Genomic DNA, 16,051 nt, shown 5'->3' with positions numbered 1-16,051 from the left:
CCGTTGCCAAGTCCCTGACACGCTGCAATATCGGATGCATGGAAAGTTTCCTCTTTCAGGCCACGATCTATCTTGGCGCGGCGGTGATCGCCGTGCCCATCGCCTCGCGCCTGCGCCTGGGGTCGGTTCTGGGATACCTGCTGGCGGGCCTGGTGATTGGCCCGCTTCTGGGCCTGGTCGGCTCCGAGACACAGGATTTGCAGCACTTTGCCGAATTCGGCGTGGTGATGATGCTGTTCCTGATCGGGTTGGAGCTGGAACCCCGCGCGCTGTGGGACATGCGCCACCGTCTTCTGGGCCTTGGCGGGCTTCAGATCACGCTGACGATGACGCTGGTCACCGCGGCCCTTCTGGCCGTTGGCCAGGGCTTTCCCACCGCCCTGGCGATCGGCATGATGCTGGCGCTCAGCTCGACCGCGATCGTGTTGCAGACCTTGACGGAAAAGGGATTGATGCCGACCGGCGGCGGGCGCTCCAGCTTCTCGGTCCTTTTAACCCAGGACATCGCAGTGATCCCGATGCTGGCGGTGCTGCCGCTTTTGTCCGCCGGACAGGTTGTGCATGATGCCGACCACGTGGCGCTGTCACTGGTCGATGGCCTGCCCGGTTGGGGCGTGACCCTTGTGACCCTAAGCGCGGTCGGCGCGGTGATCCTGGCCGGTAAATACCTGATCCGCCCACTGTTTTTCTTCATCGACGCGGCCCGTCTGCGCGAAATGCACACCGCATTCGCGCTTCTGATCGTCGTTGGCATCGCGGTTGTGATGAACATGGTGGGCCTGTCGCCCGCCCTGGGCACCTTCATGGCCGGCGTCGTCCTGGCCAACTCCGAATTCCGGCATGAGCTGGAAAGCGACCTTCAACCGTTCAAAGGCCTGCTGCTTGGCCTGTTCTTCATCACCGTCGGCGCGGGCATTAACATGGCCCGATTTTTGGAAAACCCCGGAGAGCTTCTGGCCCTCACCCTATCGCTGATGGCCGTAAAGGGTGCCGTGCTTTTCGGTCTTGCCCTGGCGTTCGGTCTGAAAGGCCGGGATCGTTGGCTGTTCACGCTGGGCCTGGCACAGGCCGGGGAATTTGGCTTTGTCTTGGTGTCCTTCAGCCTGGGCCAGGGCGTGATCGCGCCTGGATTGGCCAACGAACTGCTGCTGGTCATCACCCTATCAATGCTGCTGACACCGCTGTTTTTCATTTTCTACGACATCCTGTCGAAATACCTATCCGAGCACCGCCCCCACCGCGCGCCCGACAAGATCAAGGAAACACATCGCGTGATCATCATCGGCATTGGCCGTTTCGGTCAGGTGGTGAACCGGCTGGTGCGCTCGGCCGGGTTTCAGACCACGGTGCTGGACAACGACCTTGAAACGATTCAGCTGATGCGTGGTTTCGGGGTGAAAAGCTTTTACGGCGATCCCACCCGACCCGACCTGCTGAACGCCGCAGGCCTTGCCACCGCCCGCGTGTTGGTGGTGACGGTGAACGACCACAAGGCTGCCACCCGTATCGTGCGCCATGCCCGCCAACAGCGTCCGGATCTGCACATCGTGGTGCGCGCCCGCGACCGGGCGCATGTCTTTGCGCTCTACAAAGCGGGCGCCAACGACATCGTGCGGGAATTGTTCGACAGCTCCCTGCGCGCCGGACGTTACGCGCTTGAAAACATTGGCCTGTCTGATTTCGAAGCCAGCGAAGCCGAGCGCATGTATTTCAAGCACGACCGCTATGCTGTGCGCGAACTGGCCCATCTTTGGGATCCGAACACGCCGATCGAAGAAAACGAAGGCTATGTGCAACGCTCGATGGAGCTGGAAAAGGACATGGAGACCGCGCTTCTGACCAAGCTGTTTGGCGAAGACCTGGACAAGGGCGACAAATCAGGCGGCTGACCCGACGTTCCCCGCGCGTCGCGATGCCCCTTTTTCGTCAAATTTTTTATTATTGCGGCTGCGGGGCGGTGGCTCGCTGCGCTCGCAGGGGTCTCAACCCTCGCTCACACCGGCTTCGGCAAAGGTGGCCATGCCAGAGTGGCACGCCACCGCGCCCTGCAGGATCCCTATCGCCAACGCTCCGCCCGACGCTTCCCCCAATCGCATATCAAGCGCCAGCAGTGGCACCTTGCCAAGGGCGTCCAGCACCTTGGCATGGGCCGCTTCCGCCGAGACGTGGCCTGCAACCACATGATCCAGCGCGCCGGGCACGGAGACCTCCAGGCAGGCCGCAGCGGCGGTGCAGATGAACCCATCCAGAATGACCGGAATGCCCAGAACCCGCGCCCGCGCAATCGCCCCAGCCATCGCCGCCAATTCACGCCCACCCAAGCAGCGCAGCGCCTGCAACCCGTCGCCGGATGCCCCGGGATTGGCCGAAAGGCCATCACCGACCACTTGGGTTTTTAGCAACAATGCGGCGTCATCCACCCCGGTGCCGCGCCCGGTCCAGTCCCCCGCATCGCCCCCGAACAGCGCAAGGCAGATTGCCGCTGCGGCCGTGGTGTTGCCGATCCCCATTTCGCCGGTCACCAACAGATCCGCCGACGCGTCAACCGCGCCCCAGCCCGCCAACACCGCCGAGACAACCTCGTCCTCGGACATCGCTGGCCCCTGGGTGAAATCAGCGGTCGGAGTGTCCAGCGACAGGGCATGCACTTCCAGCCGCGCGCCGAACGTGCGCGACAATTGGTTGATCGCTGCCCCGCCGTGTTGAAAGTTCAGTACCATCTGCTCGGTCACTTCGGCTGGAAAGGCCGAAACACCGCGGGCCGTAACCCCGTGGTTTCCTGCAAAAACAAGCACTTGGGGCGCTTCAATCCGGGGTTGAGCGTCGCCGCGCCAGGCCGCGTACCAGATCGCCAGATCCTCAAGCCGCCCCAGTGCGCCGGGGGGTTTGGTCAGTTGCCCATTGCGCGCCTCGGCCGCCATACGGGCCGCCCCGTCCGGGCTCGTTGCCCCGGCCAGAATCGCCTGAAACTCCGCCAGCGTGGAAAATGGCGCCTCGCCCATGTCGTCTCTCCGATTGATTCCCGTTCCGTCCCTCTTTACCCATGACGCACCAGCCGCAACAGCCCGGATCGGAAGCTTTCATGCCCCATCGCGACATTGCCGCCGCCATTGGCCTTCTGACCCGCCTGCCCGTGCGGCTGGATGCCGAGCACGCGCAATCACGCGGGGCACAGGCCGCCTGGGCCTGGCCCTTGGCCGGCGCCCTGGTCGGAGGGATGGCCGCGGGCGTCGGGTTGGTGGCATTTTGGCTTGGCACCCCGTCTGCCATTGCCGCAGGGCTGGCACTTGCCGCTCAGGTCATGATGACTGGCGCGCTGCACGAGGACGGTCTGGCCGACACCGCGGACGGGCTGTGGGGCGGGCATGACACGGCCCGCCGTCTTGAGATTATGAAAGACAGCCGGATTGGCGCTTATGGCGTCATCGCGCTGGTCCTGTCGCTGCTTCTCAGGTGGAGCGCGATGACCCTGCTTCTGGACACCGGTGGTTTTCTGGTCGCGCTTGTCGCCACCGGGGCGCTTAGCCGGGCGCCAATGGCCGTGCTAGCGTCCGCACTGCCCAATGCGCGCGACACCGGCCTGTCGCACAGCGTCGGGCGCCCCGATCAAGCGGTCGCGATGCAAGCAGTGGCGCTTGCCCTCGCGGTTGGCTTCGTGCTCGCGGGCTGGGTCGTGATCGCGGCCGGCTTCTGGATCGCGTTGAGCGGAATCGCCCTGGCCGCACTGACCAAGTCCAAAATCGGTGGCCAGACCGGGGATACCCTGGGCGCAGGCCAACAATTGGCCGAGATCACCACGCTGGCGGTGTTCGCATCGCTCGCCACCTGACGCCAATCAGAATCAAGCGTGGCGCAGCCACACCACCGGATCCCGCCCGCACAAAGAAAAACCGCCGCACCCTGGGGGCACGGCGGCTTCATGCACTCCGATACTGGGGTCAGGCCGCAGCGGCACGCGAAACCAGCACATCGCCAATCCGCTTCTGCGCGGCCAGTTCGTCCCCGCCACCCACGGCGGCGACTTCGCGGGTCAGACGCTCCAAAGCCGCTTCGTACAACTGACGCTCCGAGTAGCTCTGCTCACGTTGATCATCGGTGCGGTGCAGATCGCGTACGACCTCGGCAATCGCGATCAAGTCGCCCGAGTTGATCTTCTGTTCATATTCCTGAGCGCGGCGCGACCACATCGCGCGTTTCACGCGGGCCTTGCCCTTCAGCGTGTCCATCGCATTCGACACCTCGTCGGGTGATGCCAGCGAGCGCATGCCGACTTCGGTCGCCTTGTTGGTGGGCACGCGCAGCGTCATCTTGTCCTTTTCGAACGCGATCACGAACAGCTCCAGCGTCAGCCCGGCGACCTCCTGCTCCTCGACCGAGATGATCTTGCCCACCCCATGTGCGGGATAGACGACAAACTCGTTCGGGCGGAAATCAAGCTTCTTGGCTTTGCTCATCTTCAGTCTCCCTTTCGCGAGGCTTGGAAAAGAGTGACAAGAACACCCCGGGGATATGCACATACCCCCTGGCGCATTGTCATCTGTTCGGATCATACGCGTGCCTCTGGCACCCGCGTCACATCAAGCCCATGTGTTTTCTTCAACAGTGACCATAGCAGAAAATCACGCCCAATTAAAGCGCCGCAGCGCAGAACAGCGGGTTTTCTCTTGTTTTCAGGCAGATTAGGTCGCGTTCTTCAGGTCGCAAAGGTGAAAGCCGCACGGAGTGGACGAATCACGTCAGGCTTAGCCCCCGGCGGTTTCCGAGAAGTACTTCTCAAGCTTGCCATCTTCCCCGTCACGCTCTTCGGCCTCGGGCAGCGGGTCCTTGCGTTCAACAATGACCGGCCACAGCTCGGAGTATTTGCGATTGAACTCAACCCATTTCTCGGCGCCGGGATCAGTGTCGGGGCGGATTGCGTCGGCCGGGCATTCCGGTTCACACACGCCGCAATCGATGCATTCATCCGGGTGAATCACCAGCATGTTCTCACCCTCATAGAAGCAGTCCACAGGACAGACTTCGACGCAGTCGGTGTATTTGCAGGCAATGCACTTGTCGTTGACGATATAGGTCATGGGTCACCTTGAGGTCGTTCGCTTGCGCCTGAGTAATTCAGCCCGGCGCATCAATCAAGATGGCAAGGCGCGGAAAGAAACGGCGTGCGACGATCTTTCCCCCCTGCCCGCCTGCGTCCTACTCCGGGTCGCGATCACGCATCCGGTCGAGCACCCGACGATCACGCTTGGTCGGGCGGCGGTTGTCCACGCGCGGGGCGACTGGCGGTGGTCGGGGGGTCTCGGGCGTCAGGTCCTCATAGAGCGCCTGCGCCTCGGGGGCGGGTCCGCGCCGGTTGGACAGCGACAAAAGCTTCACCACCCGGATCGTATGGCCCTGGGCAAAGGTCAAAACGTCACCGGGGCCGATCGGATGGGCAGGTTTGCCCACCTTTTCGGAATTCACCCGCAGGTGGCCGGCTGCGATCACCTTGGTGGCCAGGCCACGGGTCTTGAAAAACCGCGCATGCCACAGCCACTTGTCGGCGCGCATCGTGGACTTGTCCGCCACTCAGCTTTTGTCCTTCAGCCCCATCAGCGCGGCGGCGAAGGGGTTGTCAGGGTCGATCGGCTTTTCCTTGCGCGCCGGGCGGGCCTGGAACGACTTGGGCTTGCCGCCGCCGCCGCGATCATCACGTTTGCCGCGCGGTTTTCCACCGGGTTTGCCGCCCGGCTTGGCCTGCGGACGACCGCCCTTGCGGGCGCCGCTCTGACGGCGACCAAAGCCACCCCAGGTGAAAGTATAGAAGACTTCGTTCTCAGGCTCGGCTTTGGCATCGACTTGCGAGGCACCTGGGACATCATCGGTCGCCTCGGCAGGCATTTCGGCGCCGGGTTGCGCGTCGGCTTCACTGGGGGCAGCGTCAGGCAGATCGTCCACCGTGACCGAAGGCGTTGCCGGGGCTTCGGCCTCCGGCTGCGCATCGGCTTCCGAGGCGCCAGCGGCACCTGGTTCTGCGTCACCGGTCACATCGATGCCCGGCTTGGCCTCGGCCTCGCTGGTACCCGTGGGGGTCGGATCTTCGCCCGCGGGGGCCGCTTTCACTTTCGCGCGCTCGCCCTTTTCGGCCTTGTATCCAAGGCCTTGCATCAGGTCGGCGAATTGCTCCAACGTCATGCCGGTGATCGACAGCATGTCGGGGTTGGCTTCAAAGCCGCCCCGGCTGTCTTCGCTGCGCAGCTGGTCGGCCAGGCGTTCCAGCATGTCGATGCGGATCGCACGTGCACCGGCGGCGCGGTAGCCCGACAGCATATAGGTCTGCGCCTCGACCCCCGGCAACGCCGGGATCGTCACCAGACCCGGGGGCGGGCTTTCGGGGAACTCGGCCAGATCGGCAAACAGGCTGGTCAACACCAGACGCAGCCGCGTCGGTGCGGGTTTCAAAAGCAGCGGCATGAAGATGGTGAACTGGCCAAACCGGATGCCGTGCTTGCGCAGCGCACCACGGGCGTCCTGGTCCAGGTCCTTGACCTCGCCCGCGACCTGGTCGCGCGGAAGCACGCCCAGCGCCTCGGCCATGCGGAAGGCAAAGCCCCGCGCCAGCCCGGTCAACTCTTCGTCCTTTTGCATGTTCAGCATCGGTTCGAACAAGGTGGCCACCTTGCGGTCGATGAAATGCTGCAGGCGGCGGGTGACCTTTTCGATCACGTCCGCGCCGGCCTCTTCATCGACAAAGGCCTCGACACGCGGTTTCAGAACCTCGTCGCCCTTGATCAGCTTGCCCATCGCAAGCTCGCCCCACATCAGACCACCCTGCTCGGTATAATCCAGCTCGGTGTCCGGTGCGTTGTAGAACCGGTCGGCGCGCAGATGGAACTCTGGCGCCAGCGCTTGCAGCGACGCCGCGCGCAAGGTCTTTGCTTCCTCGGGGCTGGCCGATTTATCCTGAGAAAACCGGAACCCCTCCAAACGGCCGACGAACTCGCCTTCAACCGTCACTTCACCCTTGTCGTTCACGTCGGCCACAAGGCCCTCCTTCTGCTTCAACCGGCGCAGCAACACGGATGTGCGCCGGTCAACAAATCTTTGCGTCAATGCCCTGTGTAGCGCATCTGACAGGCGATCTTCTACACCACGTGTTTCGCCGCGCCAATGGGCCACATCGTCCACCCAGTCCTGACGTTGTGCGACATAGGTCCATGTGCGGATAAATGCCAGCCGTTTCGACAGCGCGTCGATGTCGCCGTCGGTTCGGTCGATGCATTTCACCTGGCGCGCAAACCAGTCGCGGTTCACCCGCCCATGTTCGTGCAGGTCGTTGTAGATCGAGGTCAGAAGCCCCGCGTGTTCGGCGTGGCTGATGCCGCGAAAATCGGGGATGCGGCAGACATCCCACAAAAGCCGCACCGAGGGCCCGTCGCTGGCACGGGCCGCGACCTCGGCGTCCGCGGCCAACGCCTTCAGCGCCATCGCGTCATCCGCTTCGCGCGCGCGCACCAGACGGTCATCGTCCGTGGGCGCCTCCAGCGTCTGGATCAGCCGGGCAATGGACCCGAATTGCAGGTCGGAATTGCGCCAGTTGAGCTTTTTCAAGGGCGTGAACCGGTGATCCATGATCGCCTGCGCCACTTCGTCGTCCAAGGGCGGGGCTTCGCCAGTCACGCCGAAGGATCCGCTGTTCATGTGCCGCCCGGCGCGCCCGGCGATCTGCGCCAGCTCATTGGGCGCCAGCATCCGCATCCGACGCCCGTCGAATTTGGACAACGCCGAGAAGGCCACGTGGTTGATGTCCAGGTTCAACCCCATGCCGATCGCATCGGTGGCGACCAGGTAATCCACGTCGCCGTTCTGATACATCTCGACCTGAGCGTTACGGGTGCGCGGCGACAACGCGCCCATCACCACCGCAACCCCGCCCTTCTGGCGGCGCATCAGCTCAGCAACCGCATAAAGGTTGTCGACGGAAAAGCCGACAATCGCACTGCGCGCGGGCATTCGGCTGGTTTTCTTCGACCCGGCATAAACCAGCTCACTGAACCGTTCGCGGTGCAAAAACTGCGCCTTGGGCACCAGCGACGCGATGGCCCCGCGCATCGTATCGGCCCCCATGAACAGGGTTTCATGCGTGCCGCGTGCGCGCAAAAGCCGGTCGGTGAAGACATGGCCACGTTCCGGGTCGGCACACAGCTGGATCTCATCCACCGCGACGAAATCCGCACCGATCGCCTCGGGCATCGCTTCGACTGTGGCAACCCAGTATTGCACCCGGTCGGGCACGATCCGTTCTTCACCAGTGACCAGCGCCACCACGTTCGGGCCACGAATGGCAACGATCTTGTCATAGACCTCGCGCGCCAAAAGCCGCAGCGGCAGCCCGATCACACCCGAGCGATAGCTCAGCATGCGTTCGATCGCGTAATGCGTCTTGCCGGTGTTTGTGGGGCCCAGGACCGCCGTGATCCTTGACATCTCGGCCATGCGACTGCCCTTTATCCGCGCTTCAGATATCCTTACCCGTGGCAGCGTCCAGCCGGGCAATGGCCTCTTTTATGTGCGGCTGGTGCGGATGTATAGAGACCACCGCGCGGTAGGCGGCCAGCGCCCCGGCCGCGTCGCCCATCTCCTCAAGGATCAGCGCAAGGCCGGACAAGGCGCCGAAATGGCGTGGCTCCAACGTCAGGGTGCGGTGCAGATCGGCCAGCGCGGGGCCGTATTGGCCCAGCTGGAAGAAGGCCGTGGCGCGCGCGTTCCAACCCTCGGCAAACCCCGGTGCGTGATCGATCAGCGCAGTCAGGTGTTCGAGCGCCAGCGCAGGTTCCTCGTCGTTCATCGCCGCGCGGCCGCGTTCCAACAGCAGATCCATCGCCGGCGATCCCGATTGCGACCATTCACGCCAGATGTCGTTCTCGATCACCTCCCAGCTGGTATCATCTGACGCGGCGAGCGCGGCAAAAAGATCATCCAGCGTATCGCCCAGCGCAGGCAGCGGCAGGGCAAGCAGGGCGGCAAGGATGAGGGCACGGATCGACATGACGAAAGCCTAGCGCAGCGATTGGCGCCGCGCCATCCCCGGCGTTGTCCCGCAGGCAAACGCACGCTCACATTCGCGCGCGTGACCAATTTCCCGCACGTCACTTCACCGCCGCGCCCCTTTCGGCAGTGGCAACCCTGCGTTAAACTTGGCAGCGTAGAAACAGGCGAAACGCGCCTTGTACTGGAGGATTTGCACGTGAGCGACGTGATCGAAGCGGCAGTTGCCGCACTGAACGAAAAGATGGATGGCGGCTTTGCAGGCTCGGCGAAGTTTGTGATCGAGGGCGAAGGCGCGGTCGTGGTGGACGGCAATGGCGCACGCGCCAGCGACGATGACGCCGACGTGACCTTGACCGCCGACGCGGAAGCGTTCCAGGACATGATGTCGGGCGCGTTGAACCCAACAACCGCCTTCATGACTGGCAAGCTGGCGGTTGACGGCGACATGGGCCTGGCGATGCAGCTGGGCGCCGCCCTGAGTTGATCATGGAGCGTGCGCCGTTCTTCGAAGAGCTGGCCGAGGGGCCCCGCGGTGGTGGGGCCTATTGGCTGACGACAGCGGACGGCGTGCGCATCCGGATTGGCCTGTGGCCTGCTGCCCGCGGGGGGACGGAAAAGGGCACGGTGTTCCTGTTGCCTGGCCGCACCGAATATGTCGAGAAATACGGCCCCGCCGCCGGTGATCTGGCCGAGCGCGGCTTTGCCACGATCACGGTCGATTTTCGCGGTCAGGGTCTGGCGGATCGCGCCCATGACGATCGCAATCTGGGCCATGTGCATCATTTCGACGAATATCAACTGGATGTCGATGCGTTGGCTAAGGCGGCCCATGATCTGGATCTGCCGCGCCCGTTCTTCTTGCTGACCCACTCGATGGGCGGCTGCATCGGGCTGCGGGCCCTACACCGGGGGCTGGCAGTTCAGGCGTCCATGTTCTCCGCACCGATGTGGGGCATTCAACTTGCCCCGCCCGTGCGCCCCTTCGCTTGGGGGCTCAGCTGGCTCAGCCATCACAGCAACATGGGGCACAATTACGCCCCCGGTACGGGGTCCGAGACCTATGTCACCGCCAACCCGTTTGACGACAATCAGCTGACCACCCACCGCCCGATGTATGAATTCATGCAACGTCAGGCCCGCGCGCACCCCGCGCTGGCGCTGGGGGGGCCGTCGCTGAGTTGGCTGTTCGCTGCCCTGTCCGAGACGCGCGATCTGGCCCGCCTGCCCGCGCCTGCAATGCCCAGCCTGACCTTTCTGGGCACCAACGAACGCATCGTCGACACCGCGCCGATCCATGCCCGGATGAGCGATTGGTCCGGCGGTGTGCTTGAGATGATCGGCGGCGCCGAGCATGAGGTTCTGATGGAAGGCCCTGAGCTGCGGGCGCGCATCTATGACCAGACCGTGGCCCTGTTCAACACGCACGCTTGATTTCGGCCGCGTAGCCTAGCCTTTGATGAACGTGCCCTCGCGCAGGTCACGCATGGCCGTGCGCAGTTCCTCTTTCGTGTTCATCACGATCGGCCCATGCCAGGCTACCGGTTCGCGCAGCGGCGCGCCCGCGACCAGAAGAAACCGCACACCTTCCTCGCCCGCCTGCACCACGACCTCATCCCCTGCCCCGAACCGCACAAGTGTCCGGTTGCCGGACATGTCGCGCAAGTGCAGCTCCTGCCCGTCCAGCTCTTTCTCCAGCAAGATCCCGGTGGGGTCGGCGGCGTCCGTGAAGGCGCCTGCCCCTTCGAACACATAGGCAAAGGCCTGGCGCCTTGTGTCGACCGGAAAGCGTTTTTGCCTGCCCGCAGGGATCGTGATGTCCAGATACAGCGGATCGGCGGCGATGCCGTCCACAGGGCCGGTCCGCCCCCAGAACGCGCCCACGACCACGCGCACCACGGTGCCGTCGTCCTCTTGGATCTCGGGGATCTCGACCGACGGCACATCCTGATAGTTCGGCGCGGTCATCTTCAGATCACGCGGCAAGTTGGCCCAAAGCTGGAACCCATGCATCTGCCCCGCCGCGTTCGCCTGCGGCATTTCCTGGTGCATAATGCCGGATCCGGCCGTCATCCACTGGATGTCGCCCGCCCCCAGCGTGCCCGCATTGCCCAGGCTGTCCTGATGATCCACCTCGCCCGCCAGCACATAGGTGATGGTTTCGATGCCACGATGCGGATGCCAGGGAAAGCCTTTCGTCACATGGGCGGGCACGTCATTGCGGAAATCATCGAACAGAAGGAACGGATCGAACGCCTCGGGCTGGTGAAACCCGAAGGCGCGGTGCAGATGCACACCAGCACCCTCCATCGTGGGGGTGGCGGTGTCAGCGGACAGAACGGGACGGATCGACATGGCAGATCTCCTTTGCCATCAAGTTAGGCGACGCCACACCGGCGCACAATTGGCGTCCGGCGCAAGACCTTTTTGCAAAAACGCACAGAACAAAATGTCGCAAACGCAGGCGACCTGTCGCTGATTGACCGCCAGCATCACCCGAAAGAGACAGGGAGACTCTCACATGAAAATCGGATTTATCGGGCTTGGCAATGTCGGCGGGAAACTGTCAGGCAGCCTCTTGCGCAACGGTATGGACCTGAGCGTACACGACCTGGACCCCGACCTGGTTGCCGCCTTCGTGGCGCGCGGGGCCACGGCGGGCGGCTCGGCGGCACAGCTCATGCGCGACTGCGACGCGGTGATCACCTGCCTGCCCTCGCCCGCGGCCTCGGCGGCGGTGATGCAGGAGATGCTGCCTGAGGTCGGCCCCGGCAAGATCTGGATGGAGATGTCCACCACGGACGAAGCCGAAGTGCGCCGTCTGGGCGCCGAGGTCATCGCGGCGGGTGGGGCTGCGGTGGATTGCCCGGTCTCGGGTGGTTGCCACCGGGCCGATACTGGCAACATCGCCATCTTCGCCGGCTGCGACCGGGCAACGTTTGAACGCATCCTGCCGCTTCTGACCACGATGGGCCGGCGCATCCTGCACACCGGCGACCTGGGCAGCGCCAGCGTTCTGAAGGTGGTGACCAATTACCTGGCCACCGCCCACCTGGTCGCCAGCGCCGAAGCCCTGGTGACCGCCAAAGCCGCCGGTATGGATTTGAACGTGGCCTATGAGGCGATCCGCGTCTCCTCGGGCAACAGCTTCAGCCACGAAACCGAAAGCCAGGTGATTCTGAATGGCAGCCGTGACATTTCCTTCACCATGGACCTTGTCGCCAAGGATATCGGCCTGTTTCAGGAGGTCGCCGACCGCGCCGGTGTGCCGCTGGAGTTGAACCCGAAAATGATCGAGATCTTTCAGGACGGGATCAGCCGCTATGGCCCGCGTGAGTTGAGCCCAAACATCATCAAGCGGCTTGAGGACGCAACGGGGCTGGATATCACCGCACCGGGCTTTCCGCCGGAAATGCTGGATGATGAACCCGAGGAAGCCGGCTATGAGGTCATTCCGAAAGGGCGCTGAGGCCACGCGCCGCCGGGACATTGGCGTGCACGGGGCTGGCGCCCATGCCCCTGTCGCGCTAGACACGGTCCTATGTCTGCCCCACTTGCCACGCTGTCACCGACCTCTACGCGCCGCCGTCTTTCGACGCTGCTTATCTTCGCGCTGTCGGTGCTGTTTTTATGGATGGCGGCGACCGCCAGCTCGCTGCCCGGCGCGGTGCTGCCGCTTGTGCTGGGGTTGGCCACGTTGTGGATCGCGGCGCGCAGTCTGCGCAGCTGGCACCTGGCGCTGATCCTGACCGACACGACGCTTTGCGACAGTTCCGGGCGCATACTGGTGCGTATGGACGATATACGCAGCGTGGATCGCAGCGCTTTTGCCTTCAAACCCTCGAATGGGTTCATGTTGCGGCTGGACGCGCCTGGCCCGTTGACCTGGATGCCCGGCCTGTGGTGGCGCGTCGGGAACCGGCTGGCGATCGGCGGCGCGACCCAACCGGCTGAGACCCGCATCATGGCAGACCAGATCGGTTTTTTGCTGGCCGCGCGTACGCGCTAGTTGGCACAGCCTTGGCCTTCCCAGCACAGCTGGGGCGCGAAACGCGGGCGGGTCATCACGATGTCCCGCATCTGTCGCGATCTGACACCAGTCATGCCAGGTGGGAACGGCGGCTCATAGCCCGCCATGGTTTCCACCATGATGACGCGTTCGCCCTTGGACAACATGGGAAGGACCTTGCGGTATACCTTGCGGATCGTGGTGTTCGAATGGGTCGGCATGCCGTCCGTGGCCTTCGACCAGTCGCGGCGCAGATCCCGGTCGTTGGGCAGGTCGCATTTGTCATGGCAACGCACCACGGTCACCCGCAACCAAGCCGGATCGCCGCCCCGAGTGAGATAGGCGAACACGTCCTCAAGCCCATGAATGTAATTCATGTTGATCGGGTTGATTTCCCGGCTCAACAGGTCCGACACCGCATAGTTGGCCTTGAGGGCCAGGTTCTTGGCCCGGTAGACGTCAAAATAGGTGAAGGTGGCCAGGAATGCCCACAACAGAAGCGGCAACATGATGACAGCTTCGATCGTCAAACTGGCCTCATCGTCGCCATGGAAGCGATCAGCCTTGCGGCGCAGCTTGTGAAAAATGGATTTGAACATCACATGCTCCTTCCCGTTACGGTTCGTTCACGAAAGTGGACATTGACGCTATGGCCATCCCGCCGCTTTCATCGCGCGGCAAGTTGATCACGAACGGCGTGGTGCCAAAGAACGGGTCCAGGACGGCGCAGGCACGCACCAGCATGATCTCGTTGTCGCCGCCTGTATTGAACTCGACCGCCGGCTGGATGTCTTCGTTGCGGTCGACGCACGGGATTCTCCCCATCGGCAGATCCCAACTGCTGTTCGAAATCGGCCGAAGTTCCAGCGACACGGCATTCGGACAATCCTGGAAGATCAGGGAATCCTCGCAGACCCGGCGCTTTAGCTCATCATGCGTTGCCGGGTTCAGATGGCCCAGACGCAGAGCACGCACGTTCAGATCCAGCGCCCGGTCCAGCAACACCGATCGGGTCAGGAAGATTCCGACCTCGAACGCCGACAGAAACAACATCAGAATTGCCGGAAACAGGATCACGAATTCAATCGTTGCATTGCCATCGTCGCGTCGGAACCGGTGCGCGAAGCGTGTTAAAAGGCCGTTGCGTTTCATATCAGTTCACCAACCGCAGTTTGGAGATGTCGCGGGCAATGGCAGCGAAGGCTTCGGCCAGGTCTGACCCGTCCGCGGCGAAATAGTGGTTCACCGAGGTGGCACAATTGGACATGACTGCGTCCTCATGTTCGCCGACCTCGAAGCCCACGGCGAAGATCGTGACCTTGCCTGTGGCTTTCACCGCGTCACAGATGTCCTCAAGATGGTCATCCTTATTGCCACCATTATAGCGACCATCAGGGTCACCCAACCAGGACCATTGCTTGTACCATTCGGTCGTGTGCTTGGTCCAAAGCGTCGGGAAATCCCAGTTCACCGCAGTGACCTGTTTGCTCGCGTCCGCAGGAACGTACCTACTCTTGTGGTTCAGGGCCTCGTCCTGCCACCAGCACGACCCGTCATAGCAGATGCGTTCCTGGTACTTGTTGCCGTCCGCGTCCAGCGCGCCATAGGCGTGGCCGTACCAATTGCCCTTGTGCGGCCAGTAATACTGGTTCCGCGACGCGCTGTAGATCGAGTAGTACTTCTTGCGGCGGTACCGGAAGTCGCGGAACTCCACATTCCAGATCTCAGACGCCCCTTCACGGTATCCGTCCCTGAGATAGTTCTGGTAGGTGTTTGCGCCATCGGTCATCAGCACGATCACTTTTTTGGTGCCCGGTTCGCTGTAATCAAACGGGCGGCCTGCGAAATCATCGTGCACCCAGTTGCGGGTTTGCATTTCGTCCAGGATCGGGCGGAACGACGGATCAATCAGCGCCGCGGCCCATTTCATGCCGGTGTCCACCGACGTCCAACCACCGGAGCTCAACTGTGAAATCTGTGCATTCAACTGGGTATGCGAATGCCCGAAGGTCAGGATCTCACGCCAGCTGTTGTTAATGCGGCAGGTGAAGTTCGAGGGATTGTTATTGCGACCACTCCAGCCATCGAAATGGCCAGCACGTTGCAAGATGAAACCTGGATCGGACAGGTTGAAATTGCGCACGGTATAGTCGGTCGGGGTGAAATCCACGCAATACGAGCTTTTATGCTCTTCCGTCACCGGTAGCACTTTCAACAGTTTTGGTCCCGCCACCACCTGCTCGGAATACGGGATCAGGCTGATCGACACTTTGCCCGGCTCAACCACGCACCCGGTGACCTTGTCCGGATCGGCCGGATCGCACAGCAGCAGGTTCACGAATTGCTTGGCCGCTTTGCGCAGCTCATAGATCTTGGAGTTGCCCGACGCGGACGCGTTGCCCATCGAGCCCGAAACATCGACGACCAGAGATACCTCGGTCTGGGTCGCGCTTTCTTCGGCGGCCCCGGCGGCAGGGGCCGTCAGGTCATTGATGCTCATCAAGCGCATGAAAGTGGTCGGGACGACCATCTTCATGTCAACCTCGACCCGGCGATAGGTCATGAAATTGGTGACGCTGATATCGTCTTCAGAAATCAGATGACCCAGCCCTGCCTTGTTGAAATAGTCGATGACGACTTCTTTGGGCGGCAGCGGCTGCGACATCGACGCTGCGGCCAGAACGGCCCGGTCCAGCGTGGCCTGCAAACGCGCGCGCTGCGCCTCATAGCGCATCAGGTCCACACCCAAGCCGCCGATCATCAGCATCAGGACGAACACGAACAAGCTGAGGATGACGAAGGAGCCGTCCTCGTTGCGCTTGAACAGGGTCAGGGGACCACGCCGTTTGCCGGTCGCAGCCTCATGATCGCGTTTGCCGTTTTCCAACTTCCCAAGCCGTGTCATCGCTGACCTTTCCCTGCGATACCCCGCAGACACCCAAATTCTTGCCACACCCATAGCCTTGCTTTTATCCCCTGAACGTGTGGCAAAATTAGGGCAAGAGCCTGAAGAATAAG

General features: G+C 62.8%; 16 protein-coding genes. 6 read left to right on the top strand and 10 right to left on the bottom strand.

The window, feature by feature from the left end; all coding sequences use genetic code 11:
- Positions 1–38 precede the first annotated feature (38 nt).
- Complete coding sequence (locus MN188_RS01620) at positions 39–1,889, top strand: cation:proton antiporter domain-containing protein (RefSeq protein WP_242105050.1); 1,851 nt, start codon at positions 39–41, stop codon at positions 1,887–1,889.
- 93 nt (positions 1,890–1,982) lie between these two features.
- On the opposite strand, the gene cobT is transcribed toward MN188_RS01620, so the two are convergent.
- Positions 1,983–3,002 carry a nicotinate-nucleotide--dimethylbenzimidazole phosphoribosyltransferase gene (cobT, locus tag MN188_RS01615; protein WP_242105049.1) on the bottom strand — a complete coding sequence of 340 codons (1,020 nt, stop codon included), beginning with the start codon at positions 3,000–3,002 and terminating at the stop codon, positions 1,983–1,985.
- Positions 3,003–3,082: 80 nt separating this feature from the next.
- On the opposite strand from cobT, the gene cobS reads away from it, so the two are divergent.
- A complete protein-coding gene (gene cobS / locus MN188_RS01610; protein WP_242105048.1) occupies positions 3,083–3,829 on the top strand; it encodes an adenosylcobinamide-GDP ribazoletransferase in 747 nt (248 codons plus the stop codon).
- A 109-nt stretch (positions 3,830–3,938) separates the two neighbouring features.
- Here the strand turns inward: cobS and MN188_RS01605 are convergent, their stop codons facing one another.
- The 5 genes from MN188_RS01605 to MN188_RS01585 form a co-directional block, all read right to left on the bottom strand.
- Positions 3,939–4,454, bottom strand: a complete 516-nt coding sequence (locus MN188_RS01605) for a CarD family transcriptional regulator (protein ID WP_242105047.1) — start codon at positions 4,452–4,454, stop codon at positions 3,939–3,941.
- A gap of 288 nt (positions 4,455–4,742) precedes the next feature.
- Positions 4,743–5,075: a ferredoxin FdxA gene (gene fdxA / locus MN188_RS01600; RefSeq protein WP_242105046.1), complete on the bottom strand. Its 333-nt coding sequence runs from the start codon at positions 5,073–5,075 to the stop codon at positions 4,743–4,745.
- Between the two features lie 118 nt (positions 5,076–5,193).
- A complete protein-coding gene (locus MN188_RS01595) occupies positions 5,194–5,547 on the bottom strand; it encodes an RNA-binding S4 domain-containing protein (protein ID WP_242107320.1) in 354 nt (117 codons plus the stop codon).
- Between the two features lie 18 nt (positions 5,548–5,565).
- Entirely contained in the window at positions 5,566–8,472 is a 2,907-nt protein-coding gene (locus tag MN188_RS01590) for a helicase-related protein (RefSeq protein ID WP_242105045.1), read from the bottom strand.
- 22 nt (positions 8,473–8,494) lie between these two features.
- Entirely contained in the window at positions 8,495–9,025 is a 531-nt protein-coding gene (locus MN188_RS01585) for a tetratricopeptide repeat protein (protein WP_242105044.1), read from the bottom strand.
- Positions 9,026–9,223: 198 nt separating this feature from the next.
- On the opposite strand from MN188_RS01585, the gene MN188_RS01580 reads away from it, so the two are divergent.
- Complete coding sequence (locus MN188_RS01580) at positions 9,224–9,511, top strand: SCP2 sterol-binding domain-containing protein (RefSeq protein WP_242105043.1); 288 nt, start codon at positions 9,224–9,226, stop codon at positions 9,509–9,511.
- A gap of 2 nt (positions 9,512–9,513) precedes the next feature.
- Positions 9,514–10,458 carry an alpha/beta fold hydrolase gene (locus MN188_RS01575; RefSeq protein WP_242105042.1) on the top strand — a complete coding sequence of 315 codons (945 nt, stop codon included), beginning with the start codon at positions 9,514–9,516 and terminating at the stop codon, positions 10,456–10,458.
- Between the two features lie 15 nt (positions 10,459–10,473).
- Here the strand turns inward: MN188_RS01575 and MN188_RS01570 are convergent, their stop codons facing one another.
- The gene (locus tag MN188_RS01570) at positions 10,474–11,379 is read right to left on the bottom strand and encodes a pirin family protein (RefSeq protein ID WP_242105041.1); all 906 of its coding nucleotides are present in this window, start codon (positions 11,377–11,379) and stop codon (positions 10,474–10,476) included.
- 166 nt (positions 11,380–11,545) lie between these two features.
- On the opposite strand from MN188_RS01570, the gene MN188_RS01565 reads away from it, so the two are divergent.
- Positions 11,546–12,493 (top strand): NAD(P)-dependent oxidoreductase, encoded by a 948-nt coding sequence (locus MN188_RS01565; protein WP_242105040.1) that lies wholly within the window; start codon positions 11,546–11,548, stop codon positions 12,491–12,493.
- Between the two features lie 72 nt (positions 12,494–12,565).
- Positions 12,566–13,033 (top strand): hypothetical protein, encoded by a 468-nt coding sequence (locus MN188_RS01560; protein ID WP_242105039.1) that lies wholly within the window; start codon positions 12,566–12,568, stop codon positions 13,031–13,033.
- Here the strand turns inward: MN188_RS01560 and MN188_RS01555 are convergent.
- Genes MN188_RS01555 through MN188_RS01545 form a run of 3 tightly spaced genes read right to left on the bottom strand, consistent with a single transcriptional unit; the run spans position 13,030 to position 15,938 of the window.
- Positions 13,030–13,632 carry a TadE/TadG family type IV pilus assembly protein gene (locus MN188_RS01555; RefSeq protein WP_242105038.1) on the bottom strand — a complete coding sequence of 201 codons (603 nt, stop codon included), beginning with the start codon at positions 13,630–13,632 and terminating at the stop codon, positions 13,030–13,032. The two genes, MN188_RS01560 and MN188_RS01555, sit on opposite strands and share 4 nt — an antisense overlap.
- Positions 13,633–13,648: 16 nt before the next feature.
- Complete coding sequence (locus MN188_RS01550) at positions 13,649–14,185, bottom strand: TadE/TadG family type IV pilus assembly protein (protein ID WP_242105037.1); 537 nt, start codon at positions 14,183–14,185, stop codon at positions 13,649–13,651.
- A 1-nt stretch (position 14,186) separates the two neighbouring features.
- On the bottom strand, positions 14,187–15,938 hold the full coding sequence (locus MN188_RS01545; RefSeq protein WP_242105036.1) for a TadE/TadG family type IV pilus assembly protein: 1,752 nt from the start codon (positions 15,936–15,938) through the stop codon (positions 14,187–14,189).
- Positions 15,939–16,051: the final 113 nt, after the last annotated feature.

This window comes from Aliiroseovarius subalbicans, assembly GCF_022678625.1.
Classification (GTDB): domain Bacteria; phylum Pseudomonadota; class Alphaproteobacteria; order Rhodobacterales; family Rhodobacteraceae; genus Aliiroseovarius_A; species Aliiroseovarius_A subalbicans.
Note: the sequence above shows the minus strand (reverse complement) of the source record. Positions and strands in the feature narration are given on the sequence as shown.